This is a genomic window from Chryseobacterium sp. (assembly GCF_045629545.1).
In the GTDB taxonomy this organism is placed as follows: domain Bacteria; phylum Bacteroidota; class Bacteroidia; order Flavobacteriales; family Weeksellaceae; genus Chryseobacterium.
In genome coordinates this window covers 1-19620 of sequence record NZ_JAZQRK010000007.1, presented here as the reverse complement: position 1 = coordinate 19620, position 19620 = coordinate 1, and the positions used below count along the sequence as shown (strand labels likewise).

The 19620-nt window shown below is 33.3% G+C and carries 22 protein-coding genes; 19 read left to right on the top strand and 3 right to left on the bottom strand.

Annotated elements, in window-relative coordinates; all coding sequences use genetic code 11:
• Window positions 1–96: 96 nt before the first annotated feature.
• A complete protein-coding gene (locus ACKI42_RS01050; RefSeq protein WP_407401553.1) occupies window positions 97–1401 on the bottom strand; it encodes a dihydrolipoamide acetyltransferase family protein in 1305 nt (434 codons plus the stop codon).
• A 63-nt stretch (window positions 1402–1464) separates the two neighbouring features.
• Window positions 1465–2292: an S-adenosyl-l-methionine hydroxide adenosyltransferase family protein gene (locus ACKI42_RS01045; RefSeq protein ID WP_407401551.1), complete on the bottom strand. Its 828-nt coding sequence runs from the start codon at window positions 2290–2292 to the stop codon at window positions 1465–1467.
• A 124-nt stretch (window positions 2293–2416) separates the two neighbouring features.
• Between ACKI42_RS01045 and ACKI42_RS01040 the strand changes: the two genes are divergently transcribed.
• The 4 genes from ACKI42_RS01040 to ACKI42_RS01025 all read left to right on the top strand — a co-directional run bounded on the left by ACKI42_RS01040 (window position 2417) and on the right by ACKI42_RS01025 (window position 5086).
• Window positions 2417–3376, top strand: a complete 960-nt coding sequence (locus ACKI42_RS01040; protein WP_407401549.1) for a PhoH family protein — start codon at window positions 2417–2419, stop codon at window positions 3374–3376.
• A gap of 100 nt (window positions 3377–3476) precedes the next feature.
• On the top strand, window positions 3477–3662 hold the full coding sequence (locus tag ACKI42_RS01035; RefSeq protein ID WP_407401547.1) for a hypothetical protein: 186 nt from the start codon (window positions 3477–3479) through the stop codon (window positions 3660–3662).
• Window positions 3663–3691: 29 nt separating this feature from the next.
• Complete coding sequence (locus ACKI42_RS01030) at window positions 3692–3892, top strand: hypothetical protein (protein WP_407401545.1); 201 nt, start codon at window positions 3692–3694, stop codon at window positions 3890–3892.
• Between the two features lie 495 nt (window positions 3893–4387).
• Window positions 4388–5086 carry a porin family protein gene (locus tag ACKI42_RS01025; protein ID WP_407401543.1) on the top strand — a complete coding sequence of 233 codons (699 nt, stop codon included), beginning with the start codon at window positions 4388–4390 and terminating at the stop codon, window positions 5084–5086.
• 149 nt (window positions 5087–5235) lie between these two features.
• On the opposite strand, the gene ffh is transcribed toward ACKI42_RS01025, so the two are convergent.
• On the bottom strand, window positions 5236–6597 hold the full coding sequence (gene ffh / locus ACKI42_RS01020; RefSeq protein ID WP_407401542.1) for a signal recognition particle protein: 1362 nt from the start codon (window positions 6595–6597) through the stop codon (window positions 5236–5238).
• Between the two features lie 85 nt (window positions 6598–6682).
• Here ffh and ACKI42_RS01015 point away from each other — a divergent pair, with 85 nt between their 5' ends.
• The 15 genes from ACKI42_RS01015 to ACKI42_RS00945 all read left to right on the top strand — a co-directional run bounded on the left by ACKI42_RS01015 (window position 6683) and on the right by ACKI42_RS00945 (window position 19347).
• Window positions 6683–7051, top strand: coding sequence for a hypothetical protein (locus ACKI42_RS01015; protein WP_407401540.1), 369 nt, complete (start codon window positions 6683–6685; stop codon window positions 7049–7051).
• An 87-nt stretch (window positions 7052–7138) separates the two neighbouring features.
• Window positions 7139–8215: a F0F1 ATP synthase subunit A gene (gene atpB / locus ACKI42_RS01010; protein ID WP_407401538.1), complete on the top strand. Its 1077-nt coding sequence runs from the start codon at window positions 7139–7141 to the stop codon at window positions 8213–8215.
• A 50-nt stretch (window positions 8216–8265) separates the two neighbouring features.
• Window positions 8266–8472, top strand: a complete 207-nt coding sequence (atpE, locus tag ACKI42_RS01005; protein ID WP_066676872.1) for an ATP synthase F0 subunit C — start codon at window positions 8266–8268, stop codon at window positions 8470–8472.
• Window positions 8473–8565: 93 nt separating this feature from the next.
• The gene (atpF, locus tag ACKI42_RS01000) at window positions 8566–9060 is read left to right on the top strand and encodes a F0F1 ATP synthase subunit B (protein WP_407401535.1); all 495 of its coding nucleotides are present in this window, start codon (window positions 8566–8568) and stop codon (window positions 9058–9060) included.
• 2 nt (window positions 9061–9062) lie between these two features.
• Window positions 9063–9602 (top strand): ATP synthase F1 subunit delta, encoded by a 540-nt coding sequence (gene atpH, locus ACKI42_RS00995; protein ID WP_407401533.1) that lies wholly within the window; start codon window positions 9063–9065, stop codon window positions 9600–9602.
• Between the two features lie 16 nt (window positions 9603–9618).
• Window positions 9619–11196, top strand: a complete 1578-nt coding sequence (gene atpA / locus ACKI42_RS00990; RefSeq protein WP_407401531.1) for a F0F1 ATP synthase subunit alpha — start codon at window positions 9619–9621, stop codon at window positions 11194–11196.
• 84 nt (window positions 11197–11280) lie between these two features.
• Entirely contained in the window at window positions 11281–12150 is an 870-nt protein-coding gene (gene atpG, locus ACKI42_RS00985; RefSeq protein WP_407401529.1) for an ATP synthase F1 subunit gamma, read from the top strand.
• A gap of 115 nt (window positions 12151–12265) precedes the next feature.
• On the top strand, window positions 12266–13624 hold the full coding sequence (locus ACKI42_RS00980; protein ID WP_407401527.1) for a hemolysin family protein: 1359 nt from the start codon (window positions 12266–12268) through the stop codon (window positions 13622–13624).
• Between the two features lie 11 nt (window positions 13625–13635).
• Window positions 13636–13941, top strand: a complete 306-nt coding sequence (locus tag ACKI42_RS00975; RefSeq protein ID WP_407401525.1) for an ATP-dependent Clp protease adaptor ClpS — start codon at window positions 13636–13638, stop codon at window positions 13939–13941.
• A 175-nt stretch (window positions 13942–14116) separates the two neighbouring features.
• The gene (gene udk, locus ACKI42_RS00970; RefSeq protein ID WP_407401523.1) at window positions 14117–14731 is read left to right on the top strand and encodes a uridine kinase; all 615 of its coding nucleotides are present in this window, start codon (window positions 14117–14119) and stop codon (window positions 14729–14731) included.
• A 6-nt stretch (window positions 14732–14737) separates the two neighbouring features.
• The gene (locus tag ACKI42_RS00965; RefSeq protein ID WP_407401521.1) at window positions 14738–15091 is read left to right on the top strand and encodes an FtsB family cell division protein; all 354 of its coding nucleotides are present in this window, start codon (window positions 14738–14740) and stop codon (window positions 15089–15091) included.
• A gap of 63 nt (window positions 15092–15154) precedes the next feature.
• A complete protein-coding gene (locus ACKI42_RS00960; protein ID WP_407401519.1) occupies window positions 15155–16318 on the top strand; it encodes a methylmalonyl-CoA mutase family protein in 1164 nt (387 codons plus the stop codon).
• Entirely contained in the window at window positions 16319–17467 is a 1149-nt protein-coding gene (locus ACKI42_RS00955) for a class I SAM-dependent methyltransferase (RefSeq protein ID WP_407401517.1), read from the top strand.
• Between the two features lie 55 nt (window positions 17468–17522).
• The gene (locus ACKI42_RS00950) at window positions 17523–17777 is read left to right on the top strand and encodes a hypothetical protein (protein WP_407401515.1); all 255 of its coding nucleotides are present in this window, start codon (window positions 17523–17525) and stop codon (window positions 17775–17777) included.
• A 190-nt stretch (window positions 17778–17967) separates the two neighbouring features.
• Complete coding sequence (locus ACKI42_RS00945; RefSeq protein ID WP_407401513.1) at window positions 17968–19347, top strand: dipeptidase; 1380 nt, start codon at window positions 17968–17970, stop codon at window positions 19345–19347.
• The last annotated feature ends 273 nt before the right edge of the window (window positions 19348–19620 follow it).

The window sequence follows — 19620 nt, the reverse complement described above, 5'->3', positions numbered from 1 at the left end:
TAAATTTAGAATTCATAAAAATAAAAAAAATCACAAACAATAAAAAAGCCTCCGAAATCAATTCGAAGGCTTTGTGTAAATATAATTTTATACTAATTAAATCTCAGTATTCATATCCCAATTTTGAAGATAATCGTGTACATGTTTTAAGAACATTCCTCCAAGAGAACCATCTACAACTCTATGGTCATAAGAGTGAGACATGAACATCAACTGACGAATAGCAATTACATCACCATCTTTGGTTTCTAGAACTGCTGGCTTCTTCACGATAGCTCCAATCGCCAAGATAGCAACCTGAGGCTGAGGAATAATAGGAGTCCCCATAAGGTTTCCAAAACTTCCTACATTAGAGATAGTGTAGGTAGCTCCTTGTGTATCTTCTGGTCTTAGTTTTTTGTTTCTTGCTCTGTAGGCTAAATCATTGATCGCTTTTGCTAAACCTGAGATAGATAATTGATCTGCATTTTTAATTACAGGAACAATAAGGTTTCCGTCTGGTAAAGCGGTAGCCATACCAATATTGATGTTTTTCTTCTTGATAATATTCTCACCATTTACAGAAACATTAATCATTGGGAAATCTTGGATTGCTTTTACAATAGCCTTCACGAAAATTGGCATAAACGTAAGTTTTTCACCATCACGTTTTTCTAGGATATCTTTGTGCTTAGCTCTCCATTTTACTACATTGGTAACGTCTGTTTCTATGAAAGAAGTTACGTGTGGGGCAACGTGTTTTGCCTTCACCATGTTTTCTGCAATGATTTTTCTCATTCTGTCCATCGGAATGATTTCGTCACCAGCAGCTACAGAAATTGGAGTCGTAACCGCTGGAGCAGCAACTGCAGCCTTAGGAGCTTCAGCTACTTTTTGTAGCGCTGGCTCTTGGTTACCACGTGTTGAAACATATGATAATATATCTTCTTTGGTAATTCTTCCTTCCAAACCGCTTCCTTTGATGGTTTGTAGTTCGGTTTCAGAAATATTTTCTTGTTGTGCAATAGATTTTACAAGTGGCGACAAATAGATATCTCCCGAAAATTCTACATTAGAAATGCTTCCATTAAGTGGTGCTTCTATTGTATTGATGGTTTCTTGATCTGGTGATACCACTTCTACTTGTGCTTCTTCAGCTGTAGAAACGCTTGCTCCTTCACCATCAATCTCTAAAATAGCAATGGCTTCACCTACTTTCGCAACCTCGTCTTTTTGTTTTAATATTTTAATGATTTTTCCCGAGATAGGAGTGGGAACATCAGAGTCTACCTTGTCTGTAGCGATCTCTACTACCGAATCATCTTCTTTTACGGTATCACCTTCGTTGAATAGCCATGTGATAATCGTAGCTTCCATAACGCCTTCACCCATTGAAGGAAGCAATAATTTGTATTCTGCCATTTTCTAATTTTAGATTTTGACAAATATATAAAAAAAATCGGTTTTTTTACGGAATTTATAATGCTAGAAAAATTCTATATAAATATTCTCGCCCACATTAAGTCCGAAAAGGGATTTGGCACCATTCTTTTTGCTTCCCTTGTATATAGTAAGCTCTAGTTGTTGACTGTCATTAAATATAGCAGCAGATTGCCCATGGTATTCAGTTTCCCTATCCCAATCAGATACCAATTCTGTATGGCTAGAGTATACTTTGGACAAACTAAGGTTTCTAAATTTGATGGTAAAGCGTTCAGAGCCTTTGCTTAAAGTCTCGAAAAAGTCTTTGCTGATATTAGATATAATGTTTCCGAAATTATCAATGTACATCACTTCTCCAATAATCATTCTTTCAGATTCATTATAAACTGGTTTCGGAAACAATAATTGTTTGTAATTATCAATCTTTCTACCGATTACTTCCGGGAGTCCACCATTAGCCAAGTGTACAGCTACAGGCACAAATACATCTGTAGACGTAAAATTCACAATATCATCAAACCTATTATTGAGGGTAATTTCATAGATAACATCAGGTTTTATATCGAAAAACAGTAAACTAATCAATCCATTGTCAGCTGCCAAAAAATAAGATCCGTCTATTTTGCAGAGAAGATTTTTCCTAGATTTATGAAAAAAACTATCCACTGATAATATATGAATTGTCCCTTCGGGAAAGTATTTATAGGCATTTTTTACGATATAGGTAGTCTGTATTAGATTATAAGCTTGTATGTCGTGTGTAATATCGATGATATTGACTTCAGGATTTAGAGACATTATTTTACCTTTCATAGCGGCCACTCTATAATCTAAACTTCCGAAATCTGATGTAATGGTGATAATTGACATTTTTATAAATACTGATGGGGGTGCAAATTTATCTAAAATTATAGAAAAGAGTAAATATTGTAGTACATAATTTGATATTTTTTGAAAAAAAACCTATAAATTTAAAATCTTAAATCCGAAATAAATGTTTGAATTGACTTATGATCTAGAAAATATTGATAGCAAAAGCTTTTATGGAGTTAATAATCAATATTTCAACTTAATAAAATCTACTTTTCCTACCATTAAAATTACAGGTAGAGATCACTATATTTTTGCTATGGGAAACCAAGAGGCATTGGATGTCCTCAAGCTAAAATTAGATACAATTGTAGCCTTTATAGCAGAACACAATGCCATCAGCTTAAAAGATGTAGAAAATATCCTAAACATTAAGGATGAGAATGAAAGACAACTGGTTTTTGATCAGGATATTATTGTAAAAGGGGTAAATGGAAAAATTATAAAAGCTAAAACAACCAATTTGAAAAAATTGGTAAAGGAGTGCGATAAAAAGGATATGGTATTTGCTATTGGGCCAGCAGGAACTGGGAAAACCTATACCAGTGTAGCGTTAGCAGCTAGAGCTCTACGTGATAAACAAGTAAAAAGAATTGTACTTACCCGACCTGCTGTAGAAGCAGGAGAAAGTCTTGGATTTTTGCCAGGAGATATGAAAGATAAATTAGATCCTTATTTGCAACCTTTATATGACGCTCTACGAGACATGATTCCTCATGAAAAATTAGAAGGATTTATCGAAAAAAAAATCATCGAGGTAGCGCCACTAGCTTTCATGCGAGGAAGAACTCTAGATGATGCATTTGTTATTCTTGATGAGGCTCAAAATACAACCCACGCACAGATGAAAATGTTTCTAACCCGAATGGGTATGAACGCTAAATTCATTATCACTGGGGATCCTACTCAAATAGATTTGCCTCCAAAACAACATTCTGGGTTAAAAGAAGCAATGAGAATTCTGAAAGAGGTGTCCGAAATTGGGTTTGTATATCTTACAGAAGAAGACGTTGTAAGGCATCCCGTGGTGAAAAAGATAATATTGGCATATAATGAAGAAGATAAGCGATCTAGGGTATCATAAATTAATTGAAGATGATATTTGTTATTAAAAATTAAAAAATATTTGCTAATTCTAGAAAATATGATATTTTTAAGCGGTTATATTAAAAAAACGTAATACTATGAAAAAATCATTATTATTTGTTGCAATCGCAATGATGGGAATTAGTTTAAAGGCACAAGAGACAAGATTTGGTGCAAAAGCAGGTTATTCCATGTCTACCCTCAAATTTACAGATTCTGAGGAGAATGATAATAAAGACCCCATGCACACCTTCTATATTGGTGGATTGGTAGAGCAAAACTGAGTGATAAATTTGGTTTCCTACTAGAGGCATTGTATACTCCGCTGGGAGATATGTTGGTAAAGTCTGTGGAATCTAAAGTTGAATATGACGTATTCTTCAATTTAGAGTCTCAAGGTACGTTTGGAACTTTACTTATGCCGGTATCTGCCAAGTATTTTATTACAGAAAATATTTCGGTTTTTGCAGGAGCAAGTTTTCAACAGTTTTCTGCAAGTGGGTGTAGGTTTTAAATTTGGAGCAAACTAAGCAAATAAAGTTTTTAAAACAATCTGTAAAAATAAAGCAAGGCATATATTGTCTTGCTTTTCTTTTGTTTATAAATCTTAAATATTGTCTTTTAACAAAATTTTCACTTCGACAATTACAATTTTAACTCTCCTAATTCTTTTTAGGGATTATTTGTGGTTTACAAATGGTTTTCGCAACAATTTTCGCAATTAATGATGAAATTTATAGCCAATTATAGCTATAAAATATTGATTTATACTCATTTAAAGTTAATTATTATTCAAAGTAAAAAAATATTATTCTCACATATAAAAATTAGATTACAGAATATATAAGCATTTTATAATTTAATTGATACATCTTCATTGTATTGTTTTTATTTTCGGTGCATTCAAAAAAGCTTGATTTTAGCAATGATATTAATCATGTTAACAAATTTTATTATTTACTGTTCCAAGTCTAAATTTGCAGCAAGAAAGTATAAAAATTATTATATAATGAAAAAATTATTATTAGCAAGTGCAATTGCACTTTTCGGTTTATCAAACGCTCAGATTGCAAAAGGTACAACTTACTTATCAGGACAAGTAGGTTATTCTCAAGAGAATGATAATAATACTGACAAAAAGGTATCTAGCTTTAAAGTTGTTCCAACTGTAGGTTATTTTGTAGATACAAACTTTGCAATTGGTTTGGGTATTGGATATGTAAACAACAAAACTACTTTAGAAAATACTGAATCTAATACAATTGGAAACATTACTACATCTACAGTATCTAAAGGTGAAGATATTAATAATGCATTCGTAATTGAGCCTTTTGCTAGAAAATACTGGACATTAAGCGACAAATTATATTTCTTCGGTCAATTATCAGTTCCTATGGCATTTGGTAGCGGAAAAACAGAAGGTAGTTCTACTACTACTGTATCTTCTTCTACAGGTACTCCTGCAACTACAACAACTACCATTTCTCAGAATGCTGACAAAGCAAAATCTACTTCAATTGGTGTTGCTATCAAACCAGGTTTAGATTATTTCTTAAATAAAAACTGGACTATTGAAGCTACTATCGGTGAATTCGGTTACAACACTAGAAAATTTGATACAGATGGTGCTAAATCTACTGATAACTTCAAATTTGGTTTAGATTTATCAGCGGTAACTATCGGTGTTAAATATGTATTTTCTAAATAATTAGAACTACAAAACTATTATAAGAATCCTTAGATTAATTTCTTAGGATTTTTTTTCTTTTAAATTCATTAGAAATATAGCCAAAAAATTACAAAACCCTCTCGAAATCAAGAGGGTTTGTAGTATAATTTAGAAGTATGCTATCGGGTTTATTTTCCCATCATTCCGCCCATTCCAGGCATGTTTGGCATCTTACTCATCATTTGCATCATTTGTTTTCCTTGTGGGCCTTGCATCATCTTCATCATTTTACCCATTTGGTCGAATTGTTTCATCAGCTGATTTACATCTTCCACTTTTCTACCTGCACCTTTTGCAATTCTGCTTTTTCTTTGGGTGTTAATAATAGAAGGTCTTCTTCTTTCTTCTGGGGTCATGGAGTAGATGATAGCTTCTATATGTTTGAATGCGTCATCACTGATCTCTACATCCTTAATGGCTTTACCAATCCCAGGAATCATTCCCATCAAGTCTTTCATATTACCCATTTTCTTGATTTGGTTGATCTGTTTAAGGAAATCATCAAAACCAAATTCATTTTTAGCAATCTTTTTGTGAAGTTTCTTAGCTTCTTCTTCGTCAAACTGCTCTTGAGCTCTTTCTACCAAAGAAACAACATCTCCCATCCCAAGAATCCTATCTGCCATCCTTTCTGGATAGAAAAGATCTAAGGCTTCCATTTTTTCTCCTGTAGAGATAAACTTAATTGGCTTTTCTACAACCGAACGGATTGTGAGGGCAGCTCCACCACGCGTATCACCATCTAATTTCGTTAGAACAACTCCGTCAAAATTTAAGGCTTCGTTAAAGGATTTTGCAGTATTTACAGCATCCTGACCCGTCATCGCATCCACTACGAATAGAGTCTCATTTGGCTTAATAAAGTAATGAACAGATTTTATCTCGTTCATCATCTGCTCATCAACAGCCAAACGACCTGCAGTATCTACAATTACAACATCGTGATTATTTTCTTTTGCAAATTTTATAGCGTTTTCAGCAATAGTAGAGGGATTGGTGGCTCCAGTTTCTGTATATACCGGAATACCAATTTGCTCACCCAACACTTTCAGCTGCTCTATAGCTGCTGGACGGTAGACATCACATGCTACTAATAAAGGTTTTTTTGTTCTTTTTGTTTTTAAGTAATTCGCTAATTTTCCAGAAAACGTAGTTTTACCAGAACCTTGAAGTCCAGCAATCAAAATAACACTAGGTTTCCCTGAAAGGTTAATGCCTTCCTGAGATCCTCCCATAAGGTCTACCAATTCATCATGAACAATCTTAGTCATTAACTGTCCTGGCGTAAGCGAAGTCAATACATTTTGTCCTAAGGCTTTGTCTTGTACTCTTTTGGTAAGATCTTTAGCAACTTTGTAATTAACGTCGGCATCTACCAACGCTCTACGAATTTCTTTTACGGTTTCTGCAACGTTGATTTCGCTAATTTTCCCTCTCCCGGAAATATTATGAAGGGCTTTATCTAATTTATCCTGTAAACTATTGAACATATTTCTTGTAAATTATAGGATGCAAAAATAACAATTTTATATTTAATAAAAAGTATATTAATAAAAAATGGTATTTTTGCGCATAATGAAGAATTCTCGATTTATATTTACGGGCCTTATTTTATTTTTAATCATTTCATCCTCATTATTTGCAGGGCAATATTTTTTATCAGAAAATAACATAGTAGATCTAGATTATAGGATTCATTTTCTTATTTTCTTTATTACACTAATTGGTTTGATAGCAATATTTGCAGTATCCGCGCTAGGGAAGAAGGATGTGGTTGGATTTGTATTTTTGGGATTTGTAATCTTTAAAATGTTTGCAATGGGATACATTGCATTATTTCAGCCGAATTTTAAAGATAATATAATAGCATATTTTGGTATATATTGGCTTTATCTTCTTATTGAAGTTTTATTCGTCCTAAGGCTAATTAAAAAACAAGACTAATATCATGTTATATAAAAATTGTAATTCTTTAATAATAGAATATAATTTCATATTTTTGCAAAAATTTTAGGAATAAAAGTTTAGATCATGAGTTTTAAAAAACTGTTAATCGTGTTACATTTAGTCTTCTTCTGCTTTGGTTTTGCAGAAGCACAAAATGATACTACGGAAGCTGCAAAAGAAGAGGTATACAACCCTGTTCCATTTATTATGCACCATATTCAGGATGCACACACATGGCATTTTTGGGGTGAAGGAGAGAGTTCTGTTGGGCTATCTTTACCCGTAATTTTGTGGGATAATGGTTTGAAAGTATTCAGTTCAGGAAAATTCGGTCATAATGCTGATCAAGTAGCTGAAGTGGATGGTCAGTTTTATAAAGTGTATCACAATAAGATTTATTCTACAGATGCAAATGGTACTTTAGAAATGCACGATGATCATCCTACTAACAATGCGCCTCTAGATTTTTCTATTACTAAGGTAGTAGCACAAATGATTTTGGCAGCTGTCATCTTATTAATCTTAGGATTAGGAACTGCAGCAAGCTATAAGAAATCTGCAATCCCTACAGGTATGGCAAGATTTATGGAGCCACTAGTAATTTTTGTGAGAGATGATATTGCTTTACAAAATATTGGATCTGTTAGATACAGAAAATATGTTCCTTATTTGGTGACATTGTTTTTATTCATTTGGATTCTGAATGTGTTAGGTTTGCTTCCAGGTGCTGCAAACACTACAGGAAATATAGCATTTACAATGGTACTTTCTATATTCACTTTACTTATTGTAAACTTGAGTGGTAGAAAAACATACTGGATGCACATGCTAGATCCATTAGGAAAAAATATGCCTTTCGGTGGTAAAATCTTAATCTATCTTATTTTGATTCCTGTAGAATTATTAGGAATTATTACTAAGCCATTCGCATTGATGATTCGTTTGTTCGCAAACATGACGGCAGGTCACATTATCATCATGAGTTTGATTTCATTGATATTTATCATGGGAAATTATGCTATAACTCCTGTATCTTTGGGACTAGCATTATTCATCTATGTATTGGAGGTATTAGTAGCAGCATTGCAAGCATACATCTTTACAATGTTAACAGCATTATTTATAGGATCAGCGGTTGAAGAACCACACCACGATCATTAATAAGTAAGACAATTAAAATTAATAAAAACAACTTTTTAAATTATAGTATTATGACAGGTAGTATCGCAGCAATCGGAGCTGGTTTAGCAGTTATTGGAGTAGGATTAGGTATTGGTAAAATTGGTGGAAGCGCAATGGAAGGTATTGCAAGACAACCAGAGCAATCAGGAAAAATCCAAACTGCAATGATTATCGCAGCAGCTCTTATCGAGGGTGCAGGTCTATTCGGTATCGTAGTAGCATTACTAGGTAAATAATCGAATACAAAATTAGAATTCTACAAACGGTTGGTTTGTAGAATTCTTTTAAAAAAAAGTTAAAATAATTAAAAATCAATAATTGAAAATACAATGGATTTATTAACTCCTTCAATTGGTAATATTTTTTGGACAGCAGTAGTATTCTTATTACTAGTTGTTCTTCTAAAAGCGTTTGCTTGGACACCAATTCTTAGTGCAATAAAAACGAGAGAAGATAACATTCAGGATGCTCTAAACCAAGCTAAATTGGCGAAGAAAGAGATGGAAGATCTTAAATCTGACAACGAAAGAATCATCCGTGAGGCTAAAATTGAAAGAGATTCTATCCTAAAAGAGGCCAGAGATATCAAAGATAGAATTGTAGGTGAAGCTAAAGATGTAGCTAAAGCTGAAGGTGACAAAATCATCGAGGCTGCTAAGCAAACTATCGCTGCTGAGAAAAGTGCTGCAATGTCTGATATCAAAAACCAAATTGGTGCTTTATCTGTAAATATTGCAGAGTCTATCCTAAAACAAAAATTAGACAAGACTGAAGCTCAAAACGAATTGGTTCAAAATTATTTAAACAAATCTAATCTTAACTAATAATGCTTACATCTAAAGTAGCCAAAAGGTATGCGCAAGGTTTGCTAGAATTCTCCAATGAATCTGGACAAACAAATGCCATATTTTCTGAAATGAAAGATGTTGCGAAGATCATGACTGAATCTCAGGATTTAAACAGATTTTTTTCAACACCTTACATCGACGCACAAAAGAAAACCGAGGTAGCAGGTGAGATTTTTAAAGGTTTGTCTGCAACTACACAAAACCTGATTACTTTGGTGATCAAACAAGGACGTGTAAGTCAGCTAAAAAATATTGCACAAGAATTTATCAAAAAAGTTGAAGATATCAATGGTATACAGAGAATTACTCTTACTACTGCAATAGAAATTTCTAAAGAAAATATTGATCAAATTCTTGGGTCTACCAACTTGGTAAAAGCGGACGCAAAATCTGATGTAAAACTTGTTATTAATCCTGATATTTTGGGAGGATATATTCTAAGAGTTGGAGATCAGCAGATTGATGCATCTGTGAAGTCTAAACTAAGTCAGATTAAAAAAGATTTTCAATTAAATTAAGTAAAAAAACCATATAATGGCAGAAATAAATCCGGCAGAAGTATCTGCGATCTTAAAACAACAGTTGGCCAACTTCGACACTCAATCTAATGTTGAGGAAGTAGGTACCGTTTTAACCATCGGTGATGGTATTGCTCGTGTATACGGGTTAGAAAATGTACAATACGGTGAATTGGTGAAATTTGCTAGTGATGTAGAAGGCATCGTACTAAACTTGGAAGAAGACAACGTAGGTGTTGCTCTTTTAGGAGAAAGTAAATTGGTAAGAGAAGGAGATACTGTAAAAAGAACAAACAGAATTTCTTCTATCAAAGTAGGAGAAGGTATGTTGGGTAGAGTTGTTGATACTCTAGGTAACCCTATCGATGGTAAAGGTCCTATCACAGGAGAATTGTACGAAATGCCATTGGAAAGAAAAGCTCCAGGGGTAATCTACAGACAGCCTGTAACAGAACCATTACAAACTGGTATCGTTGCTATCGACTCTATGATCCCTGTGGGAAGAGGACAAAGAGAGCTTATCATTGGAGACAGACAAACAGGTAAAACTACTGTCGCTATTGATACAATTATCAACCAAAAAGAATTTTATGACGCTGGGCAACCAGTATATTGTATATATGTAGCAATTGGGCAAAAAGCTTCTACTGTTGCACAAATCGTGAAAACACTTTCAGATAAAGGAGCTTTAGCATACACAGTAATTGTTGCTGCTAACGCATCAGATCCAGTTCCAATGCAGGTATATTCTGCAATGGCAGGTGCATCTATTGGAGAGTATTTCAGAGACACTGGTAGACCAGCATTGATTATCTATGATGATTTATCTAAACAAGCGGTAGCTTACCGTGAGCTTTCTCTTCTATTGAGAAGACCACCGGGGCGTGAAGCTTATCCTGGGGACGTTTTCTATCTTCACTCTAGATTATTAGAAAGAGCTGCAAAAGTAATTGCTGACGATAATATCGCTAGACAAATGAACGACTTGCCAGATTCTCTAAAACCTATCGTGAAAGGTGGTGGTTCTCTTACAGCTCTACCAATTATCGAAACTCAAGCGGGTGACGTTTCTGCCTATATCCCAACCAACGTAATTTCTATTACAGATGGTCAGATCTTCTTAGAAACAGATTTGTTTAACTCTGGTGTACGTCCTGCAATCAACGTTGGTATCTCTGTATCAAGAGTTGGAGGTAATGCTCAGATCAAATCAATGAAAAAAGTATCTGGTACATTAAAGCTAGACCAAGCTCAGTACAAAGAATTAGAAGCGTTTGCCAAATTTGGTTCTGATCTTGATGCTTCTACTTTAGCGGTAATCTCTAAGGGAGAAAGAAACGTAGAGCTTCTAAAGCAACCAGTAAACTCTCCATTACCAGTAGATACGCAAGTAGCTATGATCTATGCAGGTACAGAGAACTTAATGAGAAACGTTCCTATCAATAAAGTGAAAGAATTCCAAGTCGAATATATCGCTTTCCTTAGATCTAAGCACCCTGAAACAATGGCTGCATTGAAATCTGGAAAAATCGATAATGATATTACTAGTGTTCTTAAGCAAGTAGCTAATGATTTAGCTTCAAAATATAACTAAAATTAGTTGATGGTTTTTGGTTGGTAGTTGACGGAATTTTCTATAACTAACAACCAACAACCGACAACCAACAACTAAACCAATATGGCAAATTTAAAAGAAATAAGAGGAAGAATAGGCTCAATTTCATCTACGATGCAAATTACTCGTGCTATGAAAATGGTTTCGGCAGCGAAACTAAAAAAGGCACAAGATGCAATCACGATGTTGAGACCTTATTCTGAAAAATTACAGGAAATCATCCAGAATGTAAATTCTAGCTCAGATCCTGATCAAGTTTCTGTTTATGCTCAAAAAAGAGAAGTAAAGAAAATACTTTTCATCGCTGTTACCTCGAACCGAGGTTTGGCGGGTGCTTTCAATACTTATATTATCAAAGAATTAAACAATCAATTGCAGAAAAATTCTCAATATGAGGTAGAAGTTCTTACAATAGGTAAAAAAGTTTATGATGCTGTAAGAAGAACTCAGACTGTTTTTGCTAATGAAAGCAGCATTTTTGATAAATTAAGCTTTGGTATTGTTTCTAATATTACAGAAACTGTAATGAATAACTTCAGAGAAGGACAATTTGATGAAGTTTATATCATTTACAATAAATTTGTAAACGCTGCAACTCAGATAGTTACTACAGAGCAGGTTCTTCCTATTTCTATGGCTGAAAGCGATGTTGAAGAAGTGCCAGTAGATGTAGATTATGTTTTCGAACCAAGTAGAAATGAGATTTTAGATACCCTAATTCCAAAATCCATCAAAACTCAAGTTTTCAAAGCAGTTTTAGATTCTGTAGCATCAGAACACGGAGCTAGAATGACGGCAATGCACAAAGCTACAGATAATGCTCAAGAATTGAAAAATGACTTAGTGATTTTCTATAATAAAGCTAGACAGGCTGCTATTACAAACGAAATCTTAGAAATCGTTTCAGGAGCTGAAGCATTGAAAAATTCTTAATTCAAGAGATATATCAGAATACTCTGATTTATAAAATAATTAGCATCGACTTAGTCGATGCTTTTTTAGTTCTATTAAAATGTATATCTTTGTACACTAATTATATATTAAATAAATGGACTCTGATATTGTCAGGCTTTTGCTAGCCCTGCTTCTTGTATTACTGAATGGCTTTTTCGTAGCCGCAGAATTTTCAATCGTTAAAGTGCGATACTCTCAAATTCAATTGAAAGCTGCAGAAGGAGATTCTATGGCAAAGCAAGCTGAACACATCATTAAGCATCTAGATGAATACCTATCAGCTACGCAATTGGGTATCACCTTAGCTTCTTTAGCATTGGGATGGGTAGGAGAGAGTGCTTTACACCACATTATTGGCGATTTTTTCACATATGCTAACATTAATTTGGCTGAGACTACTGTTACTACCATTTCTTTGGTATTAAGTTTCCTATTAATTACTGTTATGCACATTGTTTTTGGTGAATTGATACCAAAATCAATCGCGATTAGAAAATCAGAAGCTACCACAATGGCTATCGCAGTTCCTTTAAGAGTTTTTTATACGGTTTTCAAACCATTTATTTGGTTGATGAACGGAATGTCAAATTCTTTCCTAAGATTAATTAAAGTTCATCCCGCTTCAGATCACGATATCCACTCTACAGAAGAACTTCAACTTTTGGTAAAACAAAGTGCAGATTCGGGTGAGATTGAGGAAGAAAACTACGAAATTATAAAAAACGCATTTGATTTTACAGATTACTCTGCGAAGCAAATTATGGTTCCTAGACAAAACATTACTTCTATTGATATAGAAGAGAATATAGAAGACATTATGAATAAAATAATGGATAGTGGATATTCTAGATTACCAGTTTTCGAAAGTTCTATTGATAATATTATTGGTGTTTTCTACACTAAAGAGATCATTAGAGAATTTGTGAAAAGAAAAGGTGCTATTACTCATGATGACCTTAGAAGACTAATGAGAGAATCTTTCTTTGTTGTGGGTAGCAAGAAAATTTCAGACTTATTAAAAATATTCCAACAAAAGAAACAGCATTTAGCAATTGTTATTGATGAATTTGGAGGTACAGAAGGTGTAGTGACTCTAGAAGATATTTTAGAAGAACTGGTAGGAGAAATACAAGATGAAGAAGATGATGAAGAAAAATTGGTAGATAAAGTAGGAGATAACACTTATTGGGTAAAAGCTACTCAACCTCTAGACGAAATCAACGAATCTTTACCAAAAAAATTACCTTTATCGGAAGATAGCGAGTATAATACTCTAGCCGGTTTTATTTTACACGAGCTAGAAGAAATACCTGAAGAAAACCAAGAATTTACCTTAGAAAGTTATCATTTTAAAATTTTAAAAATGAATAATAAAAGTGTAGAGATGGTAGAATTAGTTTATGAGGAATCTAGCCTTATAGATGATTTGGTAGATAAAATGGGAGAAGCATAAATTTTTTAATAATGATTTTTTATAACAACATAAAAGATTACGAAGATCCGAAACGAAAATACGAAGAAGATGTACTTGTTTTGGACGAAACAGATGATGTATACAAACTCATCCTTCACAATGACGATATCCATACGTTTGATTATGTAATTGACGCACTAATAAGTGTGTGTAAGCACGATCTAGAACAAGCCGAACAATGTACAATGCTAGTTCATTACAAAGGAAAATGCACCGTGAAAACTGGATCTTTGGATCTTTTGAAACCGATGCATGAAAAACTTATTTCACTCACACTCACCAGTGAAATCGTATAAAATACAAATCCGAACTTTGCGTCGGATTTTTTTTGTTTCAATTTTAAATAGTACTATAATCGATTAGATTCAAAATTCAAAAAATCTATAGTATAATTAAATAAATTGAGATTTCAACTTCCATTATTTTATGTACTTTCATCTAAATATGTATCTTTGTACAAACTATTTTATAATGCTTGTAATAGGAATTGCAGGAGGTACAGGATCCGGCAAAACTACAGTTGTTGACAAAATAATACAACAACTAGATATCGAAGGGATGAATATTCTTTCTCAGGATAATTATTATCACGATAATCAAGGTTTAACCCTTGCAGAAAGAGAGGCGCTTAACTATGATCATCCAAAATCCATCGATTTTGATTTATTGATAAAACACGTAAAAGCATTAAAAAATAATGAGGCTATAGAACAGCCAGTTTACAGTTTTGTGACTCACTCTAGAACTGGAGATCATGTAAGAGTAGAACCCAAAAATGTACTTGTAGTAGAAGGTATTTTGGTACTTACCAATAAAGAATTACTTAAGGAATTTGACCTTAAAGTATTCGTACATGCAGATTCTGACGAAAGACTTATCCGAAGAATAAAGAGGGATACTCAGGAAAGAGGAAGAGACCTAGATGAAGTGTTGCACCGTTATCAAACAACATTGAAGCCCATGCATCAAGAGTTTATAGAACCTTCCAAGAATGATGCAGACCTTATTATCCCAAATATGAGACAAAACTCTGTAGCCATTGATTTTTTAACTACAGTTATTAAAAACTCATTACGAAAACACTAACGCTACATGGCAGAAAAAGAACTAATTAAAGACATCAAACCCAAGTCGGAAACGATGAAATTTATTCAGAAATATATTCTGAATAAGTATGTTATTTCCATTTGTCTTTTTTTGGTATGGATGGTATTTTTCGATAAAACTTCATTTTTGGTTATTAATGAGCTGAATGGTGAAATAAATAAGTATGAGGAACAATTGGATTATTATAAAACAGAATACGAAAAAAATGATACATTCTATAAAAAACTGATGAATAATAAATCCGAAAAGGAAAAATATGCCAGAGAAAATTACTTTATGAAGAAACCCAATGAAGAAATTTTTATTCTAGTTGTAGATAGTACAAAAATTGGCAAATAGTTATTTTTTGCTCATCAACTTCTTCAGAATTTTAAAAAAATATAAACGATAACTATCCACATAATGTCAAACAATGATACTTTTTCCGATTGGGAAAATTTAGTAAAAAAACAACTGAAAACAGAAGATATTTATCCTATTCTTAGTCAATCAAATTTAGAGGGAATAACGATAAAACCTTTTTATAACAAGGTTTCTCAGCCGTTAAATAATTTACCAAAAGTAGAAGATAGTACCCATTTGGTAGCCAACTTTCATGAGAGTTTGGAAGATGACGTTTTTGCATTTTTACTTAATGAAAATGTAGAAAGTTTAACTGATAAAGTATTTTTCATCAACAATAAAAAGTTGGCAGAACATATCCTCGTAGAAGATCACTGTAATTACTATTCTCTGATTGATGTTTTTGAAGAGTCATCTGCTACGATAAATGATCAATTGGTAAAAGAATTGTTAGCGAAAAATTTCGATAGAAATATTACGATTGATATCTCTTTGCATCAAAATTCCGGAGCTTCAATCCATCAACAATTGGGCATTGCATTGGCTAAAACCAAAGAATTGGTAGAAGCTTATGGCGAATCTATTTTAAATAAATTGATATTTAAAGTAGCTATCGGAGGAAACTATTTCTTCGAGATGGCTAAAGTTAGAGCGCTGAAATTGGTTTTTAACCAACTATCAAAAGAATACGGATTGGACCAAGTACCTTATATTTTTGCTGAAACTTCACTTAGAAATAAGTCTATTGTAGATTCTGAAAATAATTTGATTCGTTCTACCTTAGAGTTGGCATCAGCAATGATTGGGGGTGCAGATGCAGTATATAGCAATAATTATCAGATTTCTAAGCCTTCAGATCTTGCAGAGGAAATATCTTTCAAACAACAGATTGTCTTAGCCTATGAGAGTATTATCAATGTATTTGATGACGCTTCTAATGGTAGCTTTTATATAGAAGATATCACCAAGCAAATTGCCGAAAAATCTTGGCAATATTTCATTGAAATAGAAGAAGCTGGAGGCTATCTACAATCTTTGGAAAGTGGAAAAATTCAACTTCAAATTTATCAACAAGCAACTGCAGAACAATGCTGGATAGAAGAGGGAAAAATAAAGCTCATTGGGGTTAATATGTATCCAAAATTAGAAGTAAAGAAATCAATTTCTGAACTTTATAATCAAAATGAAATAAAACCTGTACGTTGGGCAGAAATGTTTGAATAAATGAATGAATCTCTTTTAAATATCGACGTTCAAAAATATATTAATGCAAATCTAGAATCAGATTTGCATTCTTTATTACTTAAAAAATCTCCTTTTGAAAACGTAACGATGCTAGAAATTGTACAACAAATAAAGGGTAAAAATGTTGCTCGTAAAAAATTTCCTTACTTGTTACAAGAAAATATTGTTTTTCCTGTTCAATTGAGTTTAGAACAGTCATCGTCTGACAAAACAGCACTTTATAAAGCAGATTTCTTGCATGGTAATTCATTTATCGATCTTACTACAGGTTTCGGAATTGACGCCTATTATTTATCCAAAAATTTTAATGATATTTCCCTAGTAGAACAAAATGCAGACTTATTGGATATAGTGCAGCACAATTGGACGGTGTTAGGACGTAAGGCAGAATTTGTAAACCAGAAGTTAGAATACTTTCTTGGCAATACCAACAAAACATTTGATGTCGCCTATTTGGATCCTGCCAGAAGAGACAGCAATAAAAATAAGGTTTTCCTTTTGGAGGATCTTTCACCCAATATTTTAGAAATTCAGGATCAACTTACAACAATATCAAAAAAAGTGGTTATCAAACTATCTCCACTTATCGATTTGAAGTACGTAGTGTCTGAGGTAAAAAACCTAGCCAGAATTGATATTATCGCCATAAAAAACGATGTTAAAGAGATTGTACTTACGGTGTCTGGGGAAGGATATAGTGGGATAACCTGTCATTGCATCAACTTAGAAAGTGAAGATGCAACTTTTGATTTCAATTTTGGAGACGAGGAAAGTGTTTCTGTCACTTTTTCTGAACCTGAAAAATACATCTATATACCTAATAATACAATCTTGAAAGCAGGTATTTTTAATCTTATTGCTGAAAAGTTTAACCTCAAAAAATTACATCCGAACACTCATATCTATACTTCTACAATAGAGAATAAGGAGTTTCCTGGACGAGTTTTTGAAATGGCAATTATAGAAGGAAAACAAATTAAAAAGAAAGATAAATATAATATTATTGCCAAAAATTACCCTTTAAAACCTGATGAAATAAAGAAGAAATACGGAATAAAAGATGGAGGAAACCAATATCTTATTTTTACACAATCAAAAAAAGGGAAATTAATACTAAAATCAGTATAAAAATGTTGCTAAAAAATGCAATATTTCATACTTTTGAGGAATCTAAAATTTAGACATGAAAAAATTAATTATATGTTTAGCAATTGCAACAGTTGCAGTAAGTTGTAAGAAAATTCAAGCTGGTGGTAATAAAAGTGTTATCATGATGGAAGAAGGTCAAGAAAGATATTCGGACGACAAACAGGTTGGCTTAGAAGGTCAGTCTCACGGTGAGGAAGCAAAGCACGGTGCAGAGGCTAACCATGACGTAGCTCCTAAAGCGGATAGTGTAGTAGCTAAGAAAGCTGATTCTGCGAAGGTAGGAAACTAAACATTTGAATAAAAATATAAATAAAAATCTTGCAGCGGTGCAGGATTTTTTGTTTTATATTATCCAGAGAGCAAGATTGCCACTGAAAATCAATACCGTTTAATCAATCAAGAAGGGAAGAGTGATATTATTTGGTTTTTGTTTGCGGTAGCAATACATTTTTTTTAATTTTATAGAAATTAAATTTATAATGCAAGAAACATTAAAATACATCGATGACAACAAGTTGCGTTTCGTAGATGAATTGTTTGAACTCTTAAAAATTGCTTCTATATCTGCAGATCCTGCATACAAATCTGAAGTACTATTATGTGCTGAAAAATGCGCAGATTTTCTTAAAACTGCTGGCGCAGATAATGTTGAGATTTGCCAAACTAAAGGGTATCCTATCGTATATGGAGAAAAATTGATCAACAAAGATTTGCCTACCATCTTGGTATACGGACATTATGATGTGCAACCACCAGATCCATTAGAACTTTGGAAAAAACCACCTTTCGAACCTTATATTGAGAAAACTGAGCTTCACCCAGAAGGAGCAATATTCGCACGTGGATCTGCAGATGATAAAGGACAGTTTTTCATGCAAGTGAAGGCTTTTGAAGCGATGATGAAAACCAATACTTTGCCTTGTAATGTAAAATTTATCTTGGAAGGTGAAGAAGAAATTGGTTCTGTAAGTTTAGGCGATTTTGTAAACGAATTTAAAGAAAAATTATCTTGCGATTGTATCCTTATTTCAGATACGCATATCTACAGCAACGAGCAACCTACTGTAACTACAGGTCTTAGAGGTCTTAGTTATGTGGAAGTGGAAGTGGAAGGACCAAACAGAGATTTGCATTCTGGGTTATATGGTGGAGCGGTTCCTAATCCTATTCATGTACTTTCTAGAATGATTGCTAAATTGATTGATGACGATGGGCAAATAACAATAGATGGTTTCTACGATAATGTAGAAGATGTTTCTCTTGAAGAAAGAGCAGAAATGAATAAGCTAAAAGATAATCCTGAAGAATTCAAAAAATCTATTGGCTTAAATGATGTGGAAGGTGAAGAAGGTTACACTACTTTAGAAAGAACTTCTATTCGTCCAACATTAGATTGTAACGGTATTTGGGGAGGTTACACAGGAGAAGGAGCAAAGACAGTAATTCCGTCCAAAGCTTCTGCGAAAATTTCTATGAGATTGGTTCCTTACCAAACGCCACAAGAAATCACAGAGAAGTTCACAAAGTATTTCCAGAAAATAGCTCCAGATAACGTAAAGGTAAAAGTAACGCCTCATCATGGTGGTATGCCTTACGTTTTGCCAAGTGATACTAAGGAGTTTTTAGCAGCTAAGAAAGCGATGGAAACTGCTTTTGGTAAAGAAGTGTTACCGTACAGAAGTGGTGGAAGTATCCCTATCACAGCAATGTTTGAAGAAGTACTAGGAGCGAAGTCCGTTCTGATGGGCTTTGGTTTAGATTCGGATGCGATACATTCTCCAAATGAACATTACGGATTATTCAATTTCTATAAAGGAATAGAGAGTATCCCATTGTTTTTTGAGAATTATTCGAAATAGCAACAAAAAGTCCCTAATATTAAATTATTAGGGACTTTTTTATTTTATGTATAAGAATTATTTTGCTAAGGTGAAGATTTTGTTTTCTTTACGATATAATTCAAAAAATAATTTTATGAAAAAAGTTTTATCTAATTTACCCTCGTTTCACTGGACCAAAAATTAGTATTTCTTAGTTGGATTTTAAGCTGCTTTGGTGTATTTATTTTGTGGTTTATTATTAATTCCTTGATGCTTTCGATAATGATATTTTTCTAGCCATTGTTTTATTCC